Below are 19,228 nucleotides of genomic sequence, written 5' to 3'. Positions count from 1 at the left end.
TCTAGCCAGCCCAACCACCTAACAAACAATGTTCCGCCCGTTTTACATAACGAGAAGGCCCACAGACCAGTACCACATCACCCACTTCAAAAATAAAGTCTTGATGAACTTGAGTCAACTCAATCCCTTGTCGACGCACTGCACGGTAACTGACTTCTTTTAATTTCACTTCTGCAACTGTTTTACCAATCGCGTAAGCACCAAACTCAAGTCGGATCGCGTGTAACCTTTCTAGCGCTTCACTTTCTTCAAAAGACACATTACTTTCACCACCAAAATAAAAACCGTGTAAATGGTTATAATGCCCCTTTCTTTCATGCTGTAAGCGTTTCAAAATACGTTTAATAGGTACGCCTGAAATAGCCAATACATGCGATACCATCATTAAACTCCCCTCTAAGGATTCAGGCACCACATCTGTCGCCCCCGCATTATGTAACGTCAGTATATTGGAGTCATCAGTGGTACGCACGAGTACCTTCGCATCGGTTAATGGTTTAACGACCTTTAACAACTCAATGGCTTTCTCGGTATCATTGAACGTGATAATAATCGACTTAGCTTTCTCGACACCTAACATCATTTGAATTTCTCGGCGACTGGCATCACCAAATTCAATTTTTTCACCACCATTTAAGGCCTCTTGCACACGTACAGGATCACGATCGATAACAGTATAAGGGATACCTTCTATTTTTAAGAAGCGCGCGATAGTTTGCCCACTGCGACCATAACCACAAACAATTACATGATCAATGTATTGCCCTGGAAGTGGTGGTGACAGTCCACTTTTACGTTTTGGTTTAGGCTGAAATAATAATCGCCGCACGATTCCCTGATGACACTCAATGAGCCAGGGTGTCATCGCCATACTCAGCACCCCAACACCAACAAGGGTCGAAATTAACGGTAAAGGTAATAACGCCAATTTTCCTGCTAACGCTAATAATACAAAACCAAACTCCCCCATTTGCGCTAACACTAAACCTGTACTAAGGGCATTACTGCTGCTTTCTCCTAGCCACTTTGCGAGTATAAAGACTAGGAAAATCTTACTTAACATCATCACCACAAGCACTATGATTAAACGAGGCCAATCCGCAAGTAAGCTGGGTAAGTTCAGCAGCATTCCTATGGTAATAAAAAAGAGTCCCATTAATACATCGCGAAATGGACGGATATCAGCTTCGAGTTGATGGCGATAAGGCCCCTCACCTAACATCATCCCCGCCAAAAAAGCCCCAAGAGCCATCGATAAACCTAACCAATGAGTCATAAGCCCTGCGATTAAGGCCACTAATAATGTCGACATGACAAAAAGTTCATCAGAACGGATTAAGGCGATCTCTTTAAACAGGGTTGGTAATATCCAGCGTCCCACAGATAAGATCAAGAATACCGCGAATAGACCTTTTACCATTGCCCAACCCATTTGTTCAGCAATCAGCATGACATCACCACTTTGCTGCGCCAATAGCGGGATCATAATAAGGAAAGGTACCACCGCGATATCTTGGAATAACAGCACACTGATCGAAAGCTTTGATAAGCGACTATTAAGTAATTTAGATTCAGCTAACTGCTTGATCACAATCGCTGTGGATGACATTAACATCGCAGATGCGACGACAAATGCTTGTGACCAATAGAGCGAAGCAAACAATCCAAGCAGCATAAATAGCACGCCGACACTCAGCACTTGCCCACCACCAAGTCCCAGTACTAAATGCCGCATCGACAATAAACGTGGTAGTGAGAACTCTAAGCCTAATGAGAACATGAGGAAAACCACGCCCAATTCAGCAAACAGTTCAATATCAGCTTGTTCGACAATTAATTGAAAGCCATAAGGCCCAGCAATCATCCCCGTAGCAAGGTACGCGAGAATAGGCGGTAAGTGAATACGTTGGAACAACGCTACTAATGCAACCGCAAGGGAAAGTAATTGAATAATATCAATAAACAAATTATCTCCCTCCTTAAGCAGTTACATGAACGCCATCAATAGCGTAACTAAGATAATAAAAAACAATGCCACTAAAGAATATGTACTAGCTCCCAATTTAACAAGTTGACCAAAGGATCAATAATAAAGATCCGCATTAATTAACCATCAAAAAATATAAAATGTGGTACACAATATGCATGATTAAAAATATAAAATGTGGTACACAATATGCATGATTAAAAATAACACTAGACTAGTGATTTTTTTGACTGAGGTTAAAATGGATAATTTAAGCATAATAAACGCCCCAAAAATGCATACTAATTATGGGTTTACTTCGCCAAAGCGACAACAAAAGTTAAGCTCGGCACAAACAATTGCCACGTTAAAAAAATTACAAACTAGCCTAGACGTCAATTCTTTGTTACATAATTTTGCCGCAATAGCGGCACAGCATGTCCGCTTTACCGGTTTAAGCTTTACTGAGGCAGCAAACAATATTCAATTAAAGACTGACTGCACCGCCGTTTTCCAACAAAACTATCATTTGACGGCACAAGGTAAAGATTTGGGGTCATTGGTATATAGCTCAGTCAAACCATTACAAATTAATGAACTCAGTGTATTAAAAGAATTACATCAACTGTTGGTCACTAATCTCATGCACGCCTTAATGCTACAAGAAATGCAGATAAGGATCATGAAAGATCATTTAACCGGTTTAGATAATCGCGCGAGTTTTGATGAAAACATTCAGCGTTCTTATAGCCTATGCCAGCGTCATAAATCCAACATGGCGTTATTGATTACCGACTTAGATGATTTCAAACGCATCAATGATACTTATGGCCATCAATTTGGTGATCGCATTTTGAAACATTATGCGCGTGTATTACAGCGTAGTATCCGTAATAGTGATGTCGCATTCCGATTAGGTGGTGATGAATTTGCGATTATCTTGCAGCCAGCATCCGAACAATCAACTCGCTTAGTCGTAAAGCGTATTGACACTGAAATTAAGAATGACTCACTACTGAGCGAATTTAAGATCACTTCAGCAATTGGCTCAGCTACGTGGCGAACGGGTGAAACGATCGAGAGTTTATTTAGAACAGCCGATGAAGACCTGTATAACAGTAAATTAAACATTAAATAAAAAGCTCACCAAACTAAGTTTGATGAGCTTTGTTAAGTATAGAACAAAACGTGATATTTACTTTTTACTATTAAGACGTATTATTTCTTACCATTAAAACGTAATAGTCTTAATGCATTGGCTGTGACGAGAGCTGTCGCCCCTGAGTCAGCTAAAATAGCAACCCATAGTCCTGTAAATCCAAGTAATGTTGTCACCAAAAATACAGCTTTAAGCCCTACAGCTAAGGTAATGTTTTGTTTAATATTAGCCAATGTTGCCTGACCAAGTTCGACCATGTGTGGCAATTCAACTAATCGGTTATGCATTAATGCCACATCTGCCGCTTCTAACGCTACATCGGTACCACCACCCATCGCAATACCAAGTTTTGCACGCTTCATTGCTGGCGCATCGTTAATACCATCACCTACCATTGCAGTATCTTTAGCTTGGTTAATTTCACCAACAATACGTGATTTATCTTCAGGTAATAGCTCTGCACGATATTCCATGCCTAGCGAATCGGCGATTACTTTGGCTGTACGGCGGTTATCGCCCGTTAGCATCACGGTATTAATGCCAAGTTTTTGTAATTTTTCTACCGCTTCACGCGCATCTTCACGAATACGATCAGCCAGTGCAACCAAACCAATAACGATCTCGTTTTGCAGCACTACAACTGTAGTATTGCCGCCATTTTCTAGGTTTACGATAGCACTGCGAACCTCAGGAAGTTGCGCTAGCTGTGCGGTCATATGGTGCGGGGCTAATAACTTAATTAACTGTGCAGACTCACCCAGTTGAACTTCACCTTGTACACCCAAGCCCGCTAATGTCTGGTCATGACTAACCGCTAACAAAGCGACTGATTTTAGTTCCGCATGCATCAATATCGCTTTTGCTAATGGATGATTCGAAGTTTGTTCAATACTCGCAGCAAGCTGTAATACCTTATTTTCATCATCAATAAAGCTAACGATGCTGGTCACTTCGGGTACACCTTGCGTTAATGTACCGGTTTTATCAAAGGCAATTTGTTGGATACGGCCAATCTGCTCTAGCGCTGCACCACCTTTCACTAACACGCCACGTTTACTGGCTGCAGATAATGCCGATGTCACTGCTGCAGGTGTAGATATTACTAAGGCACAAGGACAAGCAATCAGTAACAATGTTAACCCTTTATATACCCACTCAGTCCAATCGCTGCCAAACAATAATGGTGGCACAATCACAACAACTAATGCTAATAACATCATTGCAGGTGTATACCAACGACTGAATCTATCAAGAAAACGTTCGATTGGTGCTTTGTTTTCTTCCGCTTCTTCAATCAGATGTAGAATACGGTCAATCGCATTATTACCTGGTTCTGACACAACACGTAATTGCGCAACACGATTAACAGCTAAGCTACCCGCCATTACAATATCGTCAGCTTGATGCTCAACAGGAACAGATTCACCCGTTAATGCACTTTCGTCAAAACTAATACCAGAAGCAAGTAACGCACCATCAGCCGGTAGACGATCGCCGGGTTTAATTTCAATAATATCGCCTGGTTGTAAGTCACTAGCAGCAACTAATACGCGGTCATGACCCACAATTTTCGTTGCTTCTTCGGGCACTAATGACATTAATGATTTAACGCCTTTACGTGCTTTACCTGCAGCAAACGATTCCAGTTTTTCGCCGATCATAAACAATACTAATACCATCGCAGATTCCGCTGTTTCCCCTAAAATAAGGGCACCGACTGTCGCGACAGACATGAGCGTTTCGATTGCGAATGGGGTTCCAGATAGTGCTAACTTAATCGAGCGATTAATAACAGGGATCACGCCAAATACACTGGCGAAGGTAAATACCCACTGGCTTGCATTGCTATTTACTTGGGTTAGAAGTGCGGCAATAACAATCGCACTGACCAAGGTGATAGCATGCCAATGTTCTCGAAAGCTCTGCGCTAGTGACGTGATTTCTTCGCGGTCAGCTGTCTTTTTACCTACTTGTTGTAACTTGAACCCCGCGTTAACCACGGCGTCATTGATTTGTTGTTTGATACTTTCAGTCGTACTGCTATTAATGTCTTCTTCGATATCAACAAGCAATTTTTCGGTTGAGAATGCAACGCGACATTGAGTAACTTGTGGTAATGCTTGAACAGCTTTTTCTACTTTTCCGGCACAACTTGGACAGTCCATGCCAGTCACTAACCAGGATAAACGGGTCGTTAAACTACTGGACTCGGGTTCCTCATCGTCAGGCGAGATCTCATTTGATTCAGAATGGGCACAACAAGTGTCATTGCTGCTGGTCTTGTGTTCATCGCTATGTTGATGCTCGTGTACGTGTGTTTTGCTGTGATCGTTAGCACAACATCCTTGATTTGATTTCGGTGCTGTTGCAGCGCTGCCTTTACATGACATAAGTTTATCCTCTTAAATAGAATTGATAGTTAAGCGTTCAAGCGAGTTAACCATTCATATTAACATACGTTCATATTAAATTTCATTCAAGTGTATTTACAAAAAAAAGCTAACCCATTCATTATTATTAACGATAAGTGGGTTAGCTCTCATGTCTTAGCCATCATATTTAAAGTATTAATAACACTATTCGTGCATCAATAACTCTGACTGTAATTGAACTAAAAATTCGCGCATGTAGACACTGCGTCTTTGCGCCTCGACTTTGGCTGCTTGGGTCTGCATACTGTCACCGAGCGTTAATAGCTTGGTAAAGAAGTGATCGAGTGTATATACGTTGTCATCTGGTTCACGTTCAGCACAGAGTGGATCAATACTGCTATAAAGCTGACGGTTTAGCTTTCCCCCGACTAAAATACAACGGGCGATACCAATAGCACCAAGAGCATCCATACGATCAGCATCTTGTAATATTTTCGCTTCCAAAGTTTCAGGCGTAATATTCGCGCTAAAGCTATGTGCGACAATGGCATGATGAATCGCCTGGTGATATTGCTGGGGGTAGTTAATCTCTTGTAAGAATGCCACCGCACGATCTGCGGCTAATAAAGAAGCTTGCTTGCGTTGGGGATGATCTTTAGCAACCGATACACAATCATGTAACCAAGCGGCAGGCTCTAGAACTGCCAATTCAGCACCTTCAGATTTACCTAACAACCTTGCAGTCGCGACAACACGTTCAATGTGATCGATATCATGCGCGCGATCGGCACAACCAAGTTGGGTTAAAAATTCGATAAATAGGTTTCGCATGTCACTCTCTTTAAAATAAAACCTTTAAGCTAGGGCTCGAATAAAAAATTATGCATGCTCAGTCACGTGGCAAGCAAGATCATGTACCACATGACGAATATGGTGATCATCCAATCGATAAAGGATTTGTTTACCTTGACGTTCAGAGCGTAAAATACGCGCTTCACGTAAATGACGTAAATGATGGCTGGTTAGCGATTGTGACATGCCCGTTACCGCAGATAGCTCAGACACAGCCACAGGTCCCCCCATGCAGGCAAGCACTAAACGTATACGTCCCTCGTCCCCTAATAAGTGAAATAAATGGGCCAATGATGCGATATGTTTATCATCTAACGCGGGTAGCGCTGCACTACACTGTGGCTCTGGGCAACATTGAGGTTCTAATTTTGGCATTATGCCCTGCTAATAATAATTTGAATTATCTGAAAGTGTAACATCTAAGGTCGTAGGAGCAAGATCAAAAATGCCAACGTCATACGACCGAAAGGAACGTACTCAGCTGGCACTTTTTTCATATTAACAATATTACATTGCCGGTATCATCGTACTAGCGGTAAACCTATTACCGGCAGTAGAAAGCTACTTTCAAATTAGATGAATACTAATTTCGCAATAAATACCACAGCTAATACATTCATACCTAACGATACATCTGCAGAGCGACCTGTTGCATGCTTGATGATCGCGAATGATAAGAAACCTAAGATGATGCCATCTGCGATTGAATACGTTAGCGGCATCATAATTGCTGTGATCGCAGCTGGTACGTAATCTGTGAATTCATCCCAGTTCACTTTATGCAAACTGCCAACCATGAGGAAAGCAACGTAGATTAATGCACCCGCCGTTGCATAGCTTGGAACAATCTGTGCAATCGGTGCAAAGAACATCGCGGTTAAGAATAGTAGACCAACAACAACCGCCGTTAAGCCCGTGCGACCACCTTCAGCAATACCCGCATTACTTTCAATGTATGTTGTTACTGGTGGGCAACCAATTACCGCACCCGCAACACTTGCGATACTGTCTGCTGTTAATGCTTTGTTTAGGTTTTCGATTTTGCCATCTTTGTTATACATGTCTGATTTTTCAGCGACACCAATCATGGTACCGGCTGTGTCAAACATGTTTACAAATAGGAATGCGAGAATAATACTGACCATAGATACGTCTAACGCACCCATTACGTCCATTTTCATGAATGTTTTTGATAAGCCAGTTGGTAGTGATGCTACTTGCTCAGGTAAGCTGATCAACCCCATAAACGCACTGATTGCAGTGGTAATAACAATACCAATTAATACCGCACCGAATACTTTACGTGTTGCTAAGATGGCGATAATTAAGAAGCTGAGTGAACCTAAGATAACTTTAGGATCATGAAAGTTACCCAGTGTAACTAACGTTGCAGGGCTCGCTGTGATAATGCCAGCTGCTTTTAAACCAATGATACCTAAGAATAAACCAACACCCGCAGTCATTGCGTAGCGTAAGCTGCTTGGAATACTGTCGATGATCCAACCGCGTAGTTTAGTCACACTCATGATGACAAATACAACGCTTGAAATAAATACCGCGCCTAATGCAACTTCCCACGTATATTCCATCCCCTTTACAACCGCGAAGGTGAAAAAAGCGTTAAGCCCCATGCCCGGTGCTAGACCAACAGGCCAGTTAGCATAAAGACCCATGAAGATACAACCAATGGCTGCACTGAGTGCTGTTGCAACGAATACCGCTTGGTAATCCATGCCCGCAATCGACATAATATCAGGATTAACAAATAGAATATAAGCCATGGTGACAAAAGTGGTTAAACCTGCCATTACTTCTGTTTTTATCGTCGTATTATGTGCTTTTAACTTAAACAACTTTTCCATCAAAGTTGCAAAAGCAGAAGTGTTAGTTGAAGCAGAGGTAGATTGACTTGCGGTATTCATTAAGGGTACTCACTTTTTGTTTCGTTCACCTTACTCACTGCATGACAGTGGCTGTCTGTACTTATTGCTCTTTAATGCAACTGATAGATACAAACCAAGGTGACTGGCTGTTTAATAAATGGCTGTCGCTTAGCGGAAAAGTGGAAAGTTCTAAGCTGACAATTATTAAATAACCGGATTTAAAATATAGGTAATTATTACCTGCTATATTCACTTTGTGAACGGGCGGGATTATCTGCTAATTTGAGTTGAATTGAAAGTTTTTTGTCATTAAAGCATACTTTTATTATGTAAAACCATGATTTCAGTGAACATTATAGATCAAACGCCTAAAAGTATCGTTTTAGCTAAAAAAATACCAGCACGAGGCTGGTATTTTTAATATAAACGTAACGCTTAATGAGGCTTAGTCACGAGCATAGATAACGTGGCCATCATCTTCTTCGTCCCAATCATCCCAATCTTCATCATCATCGCTGTCTTCAATAACGGCGTGATTAGCAATTTGGTCTTTATGGTATTCATCCCATAAGAAACCAACATCGCCATCATCTTCAATCGGCATTTCGATCTTAGGACGCGGCATAGACTCAATCTGTTCCATCATAGCGCGGACAAGGTCTTTGGTACCAACACCACTTGAAGCAGACATAGTATGAACTTCGCCTTCCCAATTAATCGCAGCCACAACCGCTTTAATTGTTTCTTCAGCTTCTTCATCTAATACAAGATCGGTTTTGTTAAATACTAACCAACATGTTTTAGCTGCTAGCTTAGCACTGTATTTTTCCAGTTCGCTAACAATAACTTTTGCGTTTTCAGCTGGATCAGTCATGTTCTCAGGTAATAGGTCAACAATGTGAACCATTAGACGACAACGTTCTAAGTGACGTAAGAAACGGATACCTAGACCAGCACCATCAGAAGCACCTTCAATAAGACCTGGGATATCGGCAACCACGAAGCTACGCTCTGGGCTTGCACTTACTACACCTAGGTTAGGTACTAATGTTGTAAACGGGTAGTTTGCAACTTTTGGTTTCGCAGCAGAAATCGCACGAATGAAAGTAGACTTACCAGCATTTGGTAAACCTAATAAACCAACGTCAGCAAGTAGCATAAGCTCTAAACGTAAGTTACGCACTTCACCTGGTGTACCTAGTGTCTTTTGACGAGGAGCTCGATTTACACTACTTTTAAAACGAGTGTTACCTAAACCGTGGAAACCAGCTTTAGCAACCATTTTGCGTTGACCGTGCATAACAAGATCGGCAATAACTTCACCAGTATCATCATCAGCTACACGCGTACCAACAGGAACACGTAAAGTGATATCTTCACCACGAGCACCAGTTTGATCTTTAGGGCGACCATTCTCACCACGTTCCGCTTTATGGAAGCGGACAAAACGAAAATCGACTAGCGTATTTAAGTTTTCATCTGCAATCATATATACATGACCGCCATCGCCGCCGTCACCACCATCAGGGCCACCACGAGCAACATATTTTTCACGGCGGAAGCTTACACAACCACTACCGCCATCACCGGCTTCAACTTTGATTAGGGTTTCATCTACAAATTTCATTTCGCTATCGCTCCTACAAATTAGGAATGCAGTTAGTTGCACGGATTAAGTAATCGATCTCTTAACCAGTAAGATCACTTCATCCGTAAAATAATTGAATCAATAAATTAATCCGTGCAGCTATCAACTTTATCAATGGAGAATTATGACTCGACAAGCTTAACTAGCAAGTATGATAAAATAATCTCGATCAATGACTACTACTTTTATTATTTTTATTACTAATATTTATTTTAGCAATAAAAAAACCCCGCCATATAGGCGGGGTTTAAAAATTCTTAGTTTGTACTGAAATTATTCAGCTACAATGCTAATGAACTTACGGTTTTGTGGTCCTTTAACTTCGAACTGCACTTTACCGCTAGCTTTAGCGAATAGAGTGTGGTCACGACCACAACCTACGTTTGTACCAGCGTGGAATTTAGTACCACGTTGACGAACTAGAATGTTACCCGCAAGAACTGATTCGCCACCAAAGCGTTTAACGCCTAAACGTTTGCTTTCTGAATCACGACCGTTGTTGGTACTACCACCAGCTTTTTTATGTGCCATCTTTTAGTACTCCTAATTAAGCGATTTTAGTAATCTTAACTTCTGTAAACCATTGACGGTGACCCATCTGTTTACGAGAGTGCTTACGACGACGGAACTTAAGGATTTTAACCTTGTCCGCACGACCATGAGATACCACTTCAGCAGTGATTTTCTTACCTTCAAGGTAAGGTGCGCCAACTTCGATATTCTCGCCGTTAGCTACCATTAATACTTCGTTAAATTCGATGCTTGAACCAGCTTCAACGTCTAGAAGTTCTAGACGAAGAGTTTGACCTTCAGCAACGCGGTGTTGTTTGCCACCGCTTAGGAAAACAGCATACATGTTTTCTGACTCCGATTCGTGTCCAGCGTACCTTAGGTAGCGACACGTCATAATAATTTATAACAATGGCGCGAATTCTACTCAAAACTTTCCGGTTAGGCAAGCTGATTTTCAAAATAAATATAAATAAGCAGTAAAGTTGTAAATCGCTGCTGCTTAATCCTTTCGGCAATTACAATTTAGTGTACAATTACGGCATAAATTTGACGGGAATTTCATCTTGTAGCCTACTATCAAGATAGAGCTAGCGATATATATAGCTATCAATAGCTTTGCAAATCGTCATACAACTATAAAAAGTAGCACGGAACTTATACACATGGACATTAAAGCCATTCAAGCGTTATCCAAACAAGATATGGACGCTGTCAATGAACTCATTTTAGATCGACTGCAATCTGATGTTGCCCTCGTAAATCAAGTGGGTTATTACATTGTAAATGGTGGTGGTAAACGCATTCGTCCACTAATAGCAACGTTAAGTGCACGCGCACTGGGTTACCAAGGTCAACAACATGTTGATGTAGCCGCTATCATCGAGTTCATTCATACTTCAACCTTATTACATGATGATGTGGTTGATGAGTCAGACATGCGTCGTGGTCGTGAAACGGCGAATGCTGCATTTGGCAATGCGGCAAGCGTGTTAGTGGGTGACTTCTTATACTCACGCTCTTTTCAGATGATGGCAAAACTCAATAACAGTAAAATTATCGATATTTTGTCTGATGCAACTAATGTGATTGCAGAAGGTGAAGTATTACAGCTAATGAATTGTAATGATGCAGACACTGACGAAAAACGTTATATGGATGTCATCTACTACAAAACAGCCAAGCTATTTGAAGCCGCTACGCAACTTGCTGCCGTTATCTCTCAGCAACCAGCGCACATCGAACAGGCGATGATAGATTATGGTGTACATTTAGGTGCCGCATTCCAGTTGATTGACGATGTGATGGACTACACGGCAGACGCTCAAGAAATGGGTAAAAACGTCGGTGATGACCTTGCTGAAGGAAAACCAACATTACCATTGATTCATGCGATAGCGAACGGTACCGAGCAAGAAGCATTAATGGTACGCGAAGCAATCGAGAAGATGAATGGCATGGATAATCTTGATGCAATTCTGGCTATTCTTGACCGTACTGGTTCACTTAATTATTGCTTTGATAAAGCCCAGCAAGAAGCTGATTTAGCTGTTCAAGCCATTGCAGTACTACCTGAATCAGAATACAAGCAAGCACTTATTTCACTGGCCTATATTGCAGCAAACAGAAATAATTAATTTGCCGCTAATTAACGCTATAACGTAATCCAGATTAAAAAGCCGTATGAGAGATCATGCGGCTTTTTTGTACCTATAACAAACGCAAATAACCACGTAATTTTACATTAACGATTATAAATAACAGGCACAAAAAAGGCCGCATCAGCGACCTTTTATTTATCAGTATAACCAGACAGACTTATACGTCGTATGGGTTAACTAATACCATTGTTTCGTTACGATCTGGGCCAGTTGATACGATATGAATTGGCACGCCCGTAATTTCTTCAATACGCTTGATGTAAGCGATTGCAGCTTCTGGAAGTTGCTCTAGAGAAGTTGCGCCGTATGTTACATCGCTCCAACCTGGCATTTCTTCGTATACAGGTTCAACAAGTTCATAACCGTCAGCAGCCATTGGCGGCACGTCTAGGATTGAACCGTCTTGTTGCATGTAACCAGTACAGATTTTTAACGTTTCTAAACCGTCTAATACGTCTAGTTTAGTTAGGCAGAAACCTGTGATGCTGTTTAACTGAATTGCACGTTTTATTGCAACTGCGTCAAACCAACCACAACGACGCTCACGTCCAGTAGTAGCACCAAATTCATGGCCTTTAGTACCTAGGTGATTACCGATTTCATCATCAAGTTCAGTTGGGAATGGACCAGAACCAACACGCGTAGTGTAAGCTTTAGTAATACCAAGAACGTAATCGATGTGACATGGACCAAAACCACTACCAGTAGCTACGCCACCTGCAGTTGTATTTGATGATGTAACATACGGGTAAGTACCGTGATCGATATCAAGTAACGTACCTTGAGCACCTTCAAACATGATGTCATCACCGCGGCGACGTGCATCATCAAGAAGTGAAGTTACGTCTACGATCATGTCTAGTAGAATAGGTGCAACTTCGTGCATCTGTGCTAGTACATCTTCGTAGCTTACTTCAGGTTCGTTATAGTAATGCTGTAGTTGGAAGTTATGGTATTCCATTACTTCTTTCAATTTAACAGCAAACTGTTCCATGTTGAATAGATCGCCAACACGTAAACCACGACGCGCTACTTTATCTTCGTAAGCTGGACCGATACCACGACCAGTTGTACCGATAGCTTTTTTGCCAAGTGCTTTTTCACGGGCAGCATCTAGTGATACATGATATGGCAGGATTAATGGACACGCTTCACTGATAAGCATACGCTCACGAGCTGGGATGCCTCGCTCTTCAAGCATTTTAACTTCAGTCATTAATGCATCAGGTGCTAATACTACACCGTTACCAATGATACATTTAACGTTTGAACGTAAAATACCAGATGGAATTAAGTGAAGAACTGTTTTTTCACCATTGATTACTAATGTGTGACCAGCATTGTGACCACCTTGGTAGCGCACAACATATTTAGCTCTGTCAGTTAGTAGATCAACTACTTTACCTTTACCTTCGTCACCCCATTGAGTGCCGAGAATAACTACATTCTTTCCCATGATACCGTCGCGGTTGTTGGTTAAAAGAGGATTCTAGCAAAATTTAAATCAAAATGTTTAGAAAATTTGATTTCTATCTCATTAAAATCGGAAAATACAACTTTACTTGTTGTTCTGTTGTACAAAAATATTAGAACGTAATCAATAGCACGATGCCAATAACGACTAGGCAACCCGCATATTTACGTACTTTATCAGTTGGCTGTTGAGTAATAATGAAAAGCATTTTCTGCCATTGCTTAGGCATCAACATAGGCATAACACCTTCGATGATCAATACAATCGCTAACGCTAACCACAGTTCATTACCCATCAAACCACCTCATTATAGTGCCACAAAAGCGTGAGCACCAAAAAAACAACATAAAAAATCCGCTCACTAGGGAACGGATTTAAAATTAGCATAATCAGCTCTCATTTCGAGCATAAGACCAAACTATTTAGCTGTAGCAGTACCCAAGTTTGTCTGTGGACGCATTGCAACAATCGATACTATTATAGCAACTGTTGTTGGTAATACCCAAGCTAAACCTTGATCAAATAATGGCAAGAACTCAAAACCACTCATTGCCAAACCAGCTACCTTCATACCATCTAATACACCAAACATGAATGCAATAACCATCACTAAACGAAAAGCAAATTGTGGATTAGGGAAACGCTCTTGCAATAAGATAAGTGCCACAATCGCAATCGCAAGTGGGTATACCGCAAATAATACCGGTACAGAAATGCTAATTAATTGAGATAAACCAACGTTCGCAACAATCGCACATAGGATGCAGTTAATGATAACTAACATTTTGTATGACCATTGTGGTTTTAATTCGTGGAAGAACTCTGCAACCGCACTGGCTAGACCAACAGCCGTTGTTAAACAGGCTAATGTTACTACCGCAGCTAAAATGTACTGACCTGGCATACCGAATAATGCTTGTACATAAGTAGCTAAGATCATCGCACCATTTACATCAGCGCCAACAGCAATTAGAGATTGGCTCGTTGCACCTAAATAGAATAGTGAAACGTAAACAAATGCAAGACCAGCTGCTGCGATAGAGCCCGCCATAACTAAATATTTAAATTGACCCGCTTTATCTGTTACGCCTTTGCTTTTAAGTACGTTAATAATCAACATACCAAACATTAATGACGCAAAGGTATCCATAGTATTATAACCTTCAAGGAAACCTTTGGTAAAAGGACTATCGACATACGCTTCACGTGCCACGCCAATATCACCTTGTGGCATAATAAAGACCGCAATAGCTAATACTGTTAACAGAATAATTAATGCTGGAGTTAAGATTTTACCGATATTATCAATCATTTTACCTTGGCCTAAAGCGAAATAAGCAGTAATAATGAAGAAAATAACAGAATACAAAGCCAGTGTCGTATCGTTAGCGGCATCACCGAGGAAAGGTTTAATCCCCATTTCATAAGCAACCAAGCTTGTTCTTGGTGCAGCAAAGGCTGGACCAATAATGACATAAATGGCCACAGCAATCGCGGTTCCGACCATTGCCGGTAAAAAACGAGTCATGGTAATTAAACCACCGCCTGCTTTTGCGACTGCGATGATTGTAATAAGTGGTAAACCGACAGCGGTCACAAGGAAACCAGCCATTGCAGGCATAAATGATTGCCCAGCAAGATTACCAGCTAGAGGTGGAAAGATGATATTGCCCGCGCCTAAAAAGAAGGCGAACGTCATAAAACCGATGGCTAAAACATCAGCTGTTTTTAACTTAATTGTCATTAATATACTCTCTGCTTAGATATTGTTGTGTTTTCATTTATCAACTTCTTCCGTGAAGTAAGCATGGAGAAATACTCTCCAGCCGGTGTAGCACAAAGTATTATAATTATGTTCTTGTAAAGAATTTTGTATCAGCCACTCACCCGTTAATTACCGATACTAACAATCTGGTAATTAAGTGCAAGAGTAAATCTGCCAGCACTATAATGAAATTACATTTTTAAATAAAAATCTTTAGTGATAGCTTGGTAAGCATGGGAGTAACTACCATCAGGATTATGCACAGTAAGCGACTGGTTTTTCAACTCATTACCACCACGAGAAATGCTCATCAACATACGTTTGTAAGCCTTTTTAGGCGTTGTTCTGATGTTAAGACACGTTATTTTCAAATTACCTAATTGTTGGCAGTAATTAACAAGTTCACAACCAGCATCATGAGGTAATACAAGAGCCACACGCCCATTTGGTGATAATAATTCCAGCGCACAACCCACAAGTTCTTGATGTGTTAAGCTTCCCGTATGTCTTGCTGTTTTACGGGCGTCATCAGCAAAATCTTGGCCATGAACAAAATAAGGAGGATTAGAAACAATAAGGTCAAACTTAGTATCTTCATCTTTATATGCTTGGGTGAATGGCTGTAAAGCAACATGTTTAACTACGACTGAAGATGACCATGGTGAGTTATCAATATTCTTTTTTGCTTGTCGGCACGCTAATTCGTCAATATCAATTGCGGTTGCTTGTAACTCACCTTTACAGCGTTGCGCTAACATAAGGCTAATAAGGCCAGATCCTGTACCAATATCAAGTGCTTTTAGTTGTGCTTCGGACGTTGTTGTCACATCCGCCCAGCCGCCAAGTAAAATACCATCAGTTCCTACTTTCATCGCACAATCAACGTGTGAAACATGAAACTGTTTAAAGCTAAAACCATCATTTTTATTTGTCACAGTATTCCCACACTTTTATCTGCGCGCTATTACGATGACGGTACTCTACACTAGTTTGCTGTGTGCGGAAGTACTTTAGAACGCGAGAATGGGATCATTTGATGCATAGAAAAACCATTATCTAAAATAAGTTCTAGTTGTTCACTAAATGGTCGCCATGGATTATAGTTGAAGTAAAGATACACACCATAACCAACATCATGATCTTTCACTTTGGTTGCTTCAGCTCCCAGTTGCAATAATGCGATTGGCGTGTAATCAAGACCCACAGTTAATTTATGACTATTATCAGAAGGATCGTAATCGTCATTCATTTGAATATCATCACCAAAGAAGTATTCAAAAGAACTATGGAATTGTACAGTTGTCGTTATTGCTCCCTCGGCACGAATATCCACGCTGTTAACTAGGTCATCTTTGTCACCTTTACCAGACAACGGTAGATAAATATTCGATGACAGATTAAAGATATAATTAGGATCATCATATTTAGTACCAAGCGACAAACGGTGGTTACCGGAATTAAGTTCAACATCCCAAAAGGCATTAACGCCCACACCAATAAGACTATCTTCAGGTAAAATACCAATACCATTAGAGACTAATATATCTTTATTTTTGTAATCGACATTCGCTTGCCAAACAAGATCATCAGCAAAGACATTGTCGAGTACGTAATCAATCCCGGGGTTATTCGCTAACGAAGTACCATGCCTATCATAATCATCATAATTACTGTGTAGCGTTATGCCAAAACTAAGATTAGAATAAAGCGGCTCAGGTAATTCAAACGGTGTAAATTTAGGTTCTTCAGCATCTTCTACCACTGGTGATGGTTTACGTTGTTCTTCGCCGCCAACATGACCGCGCTGTTTCCCCCAATAACCTTGATTGGAAATTTCACCTTCATTTTCAGAATAGTACTTATCTTCAGCCGCATGAATAGAGGGAGATAAAGATAGTAACAGCGTAACAGAAGAAGATAATACTACAGCAGAAAATAGACCACGTGGGTTCATCGAAAAAATACCTTAATGATAAAATAACTAGGCTAAGATAACAAAATTATAGCCTCCAAGCTAATGAATATAATCAATCGATATAATTACTAATCGGGCATTTAAATATCCTAATCAACGATTCTATCGTACCAATAATACCAATAAACAGTCAGTACTATAATAGCGATTATTTCATCACCTGAGTATAAAACTAATACCCTCTAGCCCCCATATCTGCCATAATGGCCGATTAACGATCAAAAAGTTGACGTGTCTTTGTTATGTACAGCAAATGATAACTTCATCTTCCTTTTTAACCTCTTGTTATACGGTAGTTTTATGGACTTCGAAAGTCTCGATCTAGACCCTGAATTAATTGCAGCACTTACTGATAATAATCTTGTTAAACCAACATTGATTCAACAGCAAGTATTGCCAACTGCCATGGAAGGTAGAGATATCCTTGCATCTGCACCGACAGGTACAGGTAAAACGCTGGCATTTTTATTACCAGCTGTTCAGCATCTTCTTGACTTTCCACGTCGTGAATTAGGCCCTGGACGAGTACTTATCTTGACACCAACGCGAGAACTCGCGAGTCAAGTATTCCAACAAGCTAAAATGCTAGCGGCCTATACTGACCATAAAGTATCTATGGTAACGGGTGGTGTTGATTATGCGCTACACGCTGAAGTATTAAAAAATAGTCTTGATATTGTCATCGCTACACCGGGTCGTTTATTAGAATATATCCGTCGTGACGCATTTGAATGCGCAGCCGTTGAAGTACTGATTCTAGATGAAGCAGACCGTATGTTAGATATGGGTTTTTATGATGACGTGAAAAAAATCACTGATGAAATGACTCGTCGTCAACAAACAATGCTATTTTCTGCGACCCTAGAAGGTCGTGGTATTGAGCGTTTTGCTGAAGAACTATTGAAAGAGCCAGCTGAATTTACAGCAAATCCTTCACGTAAAGAAAAAGCGAAAATTCACCAACTAATGCATCACGTTGATAATCATGCACACAAGCAAGCCTTGTTAGTGCATTGGTTACGCGACGAAAGCACAACTCGTTCTATCGTATTTGTAAAAACTCGTGAACGTTTGGCTGAATTAGTAAGCTATTTACAGTCTCAAGGTATTCCGTGTGCTTATTTACGTGGAGAGATGGATCAAGCAAAACGTACTCGTTCATTAAATCAATTTAAAAACGATAAAGTAAAAGTACTGATTGCGACTGACGTCGCCGCTCGTGGTATTGATGTTCAAGATGTAAGCCATGTATTTAACTTTGATTTACCACGTAGTGCTGAAGTTTATGTTCACCGTATTGGCCGTACAGCACGTGCCGGTAAGAAAGGTACTGCAATTTCATTAGTTGAGGCGCATGATCTACGTATCTTCGGTAAAATTGAACGTTATACTGAAGAAACGATTAAACGTCGTGTAATTCAAGGTTTGAAACCAAACAATAAAATTGCAATGTCGAAAACTAAGAAAAAAGCAAAAGTAGCGGCGACTGGTAAAAATAAAGTATCAGCGAAAGCAAAACTTAAAGCTAAAAAACGCACCAAGAAAAACAAGTCTAAAAGCAAGTAATCACTAAACAAACAATGACTTGAATTTGCTTGATTAAAAAAGGCGTTAAATTTATTTAGCGCCTTTTTTGTATCTTAATATTAGGTATTAAAAATAAATTGGCTTTGTATACGATAAGTCATGTCGATAGTTAATTCGTAGGCGAGTATTGAATAGAAAAGCGTTGAATAGTGTATTTATTAAATTCCAGATATAGAAAAGGCGGCACACTGTGCCGCCCTAAAGTCTATACTTTCAATCCATGAAACGTGTAGCAACCCTGCTAAGTCCTGACTCTATTCATTCCATTAAATTTCCACTTCCCAATCCGTCGGAGTGTCCTTTTGCCTTCCTAGCACAATAAATCGATCCTGATTTATTTCTGAGTCACATCCTGTAACTTAATCCTTTGGTCTTC

General features: G+C 40.5%; 16 protein-coding genes. 3 read left to right on the top strand and 13 right to left on the bottom strand.

Annotated elements, in window-relative coordinates; all coding sequences use genetic code 11:
* Position 1 precedes the first annotated feature (1 nt).
* Positions 2-1,966 (bottom strand): monovalent cation:proton antiporter family protein, encoded by a 1,965-nt coding sequence (locus tag BT797_RS01200; protein ID WP_075470915.1) that lies wholly within the window; start codon positions 1,964-1,966, stop codon positions 2-4.
* Between the two features lie 262 nt (positions 1,967-2,228).
* Between BT797_RS01200 and BT797_RS01195 the strand changes: the two genes are divergently transcribed.
* Entirely contained in the window at positions 2,229-3,104 is an 876-nt protein-coding gene (locus BT797_RS01195) for a GGDEF domain-containing protein (protein WP_045108967.1), read from the top strand.
* A gap of 80 nt (positions 3,105-3,184) precedes the next feature.
* On the opposite strand, the gene BT797_RS01190 is transcribed toward BT797_RS01195, so the two are convergent.
* The 7 genes from BT797_RS01190 to rplU all read right to left on the bottom strand — a co-directional run bounded on the left by BT797_RS01190 (position 3,185) and on the right by rplU (position 10,736).
* Positions 3,185-5,515 (bottom strand): zinc/cadmium/mercury/lead-transporting ATPase, encoded by a 2,331-nt coding sequence (locus BT797_RS01190; protein WP_075470913.1) that lies wholly within the window; start codon positions 5,513-5,515, stop codon positions 3,185-3,187.
* A gap of 186 nt (positions 5,516-5,701) precedes the next feature.
* Positions 5,702-6,328: an HD domain-containing protein gene (locus BT797_RS01185; RefSeq protein WP_045108965.1), complete on the bottom strand. Its 627-nt coding sequence runs from the start codon at positions 6,326-6,328 to the stop codon at positions 5,702-5,704.
* A gap of 48 nt (positions 6,329-6,376) precedes the next feature.
* Complete coding sequence (locus BT797_RS01180) at positions 6,377-6,724, bottom strand: ArsR/SmtB family transcription factor (RefSeq protein WP_045108964.1); 348 nt, start codon at positions 6,722-6,724, stop codon at positions 6,377-6,379.
* 197 nt (positions 6,725-6,921) lie between these two features.
* Positions 6,922-8,271, bottom strand: a complete 1,350-nt coding sequence (locus BT797_RS01175; RefSeq protein WP_045108963.1) for an NCS2 family permease — start codon at positions 8,269-8,271, stop codon at positions 6,922-6,924.
* Positions 8,272-8,677: 406 nt separating this feature from the next.
* Entirely contained in the window at positions 8,678-9,859 is a 1,182-nt protein-coding gene (cgtA, locus tag BT797_RS01170) for an Obg family GTPase CgtA (protein ID WP_045108962.1), read from the bottom strand.
* Positions 9,860-10,153: 294 nt separating this feature from the next.
* Positions 10,154-10,411, bottom strand: a complete 258-nt coding sequence (gene rpmA, locus BT797_RS01165) for a 50S ribosomal protein L27 (RefSeq protein ID WP_019441736.1) — start codon at positions 10,409-10,411, stop codon at positions 10,154-10,156.
* A 16-nt stretch (positions 10,412-10,427) separates the two neighbouring features.
* Positions 10,428-10,736, bottom strand: a complete 309-nt coding sequence (gene rplU / locus BT797_RS01160; protein WP_006034531.1) for a 50S ribosomal protein L21 — start codon at positions 10,734-10,736, stop codon at positions 10,428-10,430.
* Between the two features lie 319 nt (positions 10,737-11,055).
* On the opposite strand from rplU, the gene ispB reads away from it, so the two are divergent.
* A complete protein-coding gene (gene ispB / locus BT797_RS01150; RefSeq protein WP_075470911.1) occupies positions 11,056-12,027 on the top strand; it encodes an octaprenyl diphosphate synthase in 972 nt (323 codons plus the stop codon).
* A gap of 181 nt (positions 12,028-12,208) precedes the next feature.
* Here the strand turns inward: ispB and BT797_RS01145 are convergent, their stop codons facing one another.
* From BT797_RS01145 to BT797_RS01125, 5 genes are all read right to left on the bottom strand, one after another.
* Positions 12,209-13,507, bottom strand: coding sequence for an adenylosuccinate synthase (locus tag BT797_RS01145; RefSeq protein WP_045108960.1), 1,299 nt, complete (start codon positions 13,505-13,507; stop codon positions 12,209-12,211).
* A gap of 130 nt (positions 13,508-13,637) precedes the next feature.
* Positions 13,638-13,820 (bottom strand): DUF2065 domain-containing protein, encoded by a 183-nt coding sequence (locus BT797_RS01140; protein ID WP_045108959.1) that lies wholly within the window; start codon positions 13,818-13,820, stop codon positions 13,638-13,640.
* A gap of 123 nt (positions 13,821-13,943) precedes the next feature.
* Positions 13,944-15,269 (bottom strand): branched-chain amino acid transport system II carrier protein, encoded by a 1,326-nt coding sequence (gene brnQ, locus BT797_RS01135; RefSeq protein WP_045108958.1) that lies wholly within the window; start codon positions 15,267-15,269, stop codon positions 13,944-13,946.
* 212 nt (positions 15,270-15,481) lie between these two features.
* Positions 15,482-16,225, bottom strand: coding sequence for a tRNA1(Val) (adenine(37)-N6)-methyltransferase (locus BT797_RS01130; protein ID WP_244534088.1), 744 nt, complete (start codon positions 16,223-16,225; stop codon positions 15,482-15,484).
* Between the two features lie 50 nt (positions 16,226-16,275).
* A complete protein-coding gene (locus BT797_RS01125) occupies positions 16,276-17,244 on the bottom strand; it encodes an inverse autotransporter beta domain-containing protein (protein WP_045108957.1) in 969 nt (322 codons plus the stop codon).
* 321 nt (positions 17,245-17,565) lie between these two features.
* On the opposite strand from BT797_RS01125, the gene srmB reads away from it, so the two are divergent.
* Positions 17,566-18,831, top strand: a complete 1,266-nt coding sequence (srmB, locus tag BT797_RS01120) for an ATP-dependent RNA helicase SrmB (RefSeq protein ID WP_045108956.1) — start codon at positions 17,566-17,568, stop codon at positions 18,829-18,831.
* Positions 18,832-19,228: the final 397 nt, after the last annotated feature.

The organism is Moritella viscosa (assembly GCF_900120065.1).
Taxonomy (GTDB): Bacteria; Pseudomonadota; Gammaproteobacteria; order Enterobacterales; family Moritellaceae; genus Moritella; species Moritella viscosa.
The sequence above is the reverse complement of the archived record's forward strand: the minus strand, read 5'-3'. Positions and strand labels throughout refer to the sequence as shown.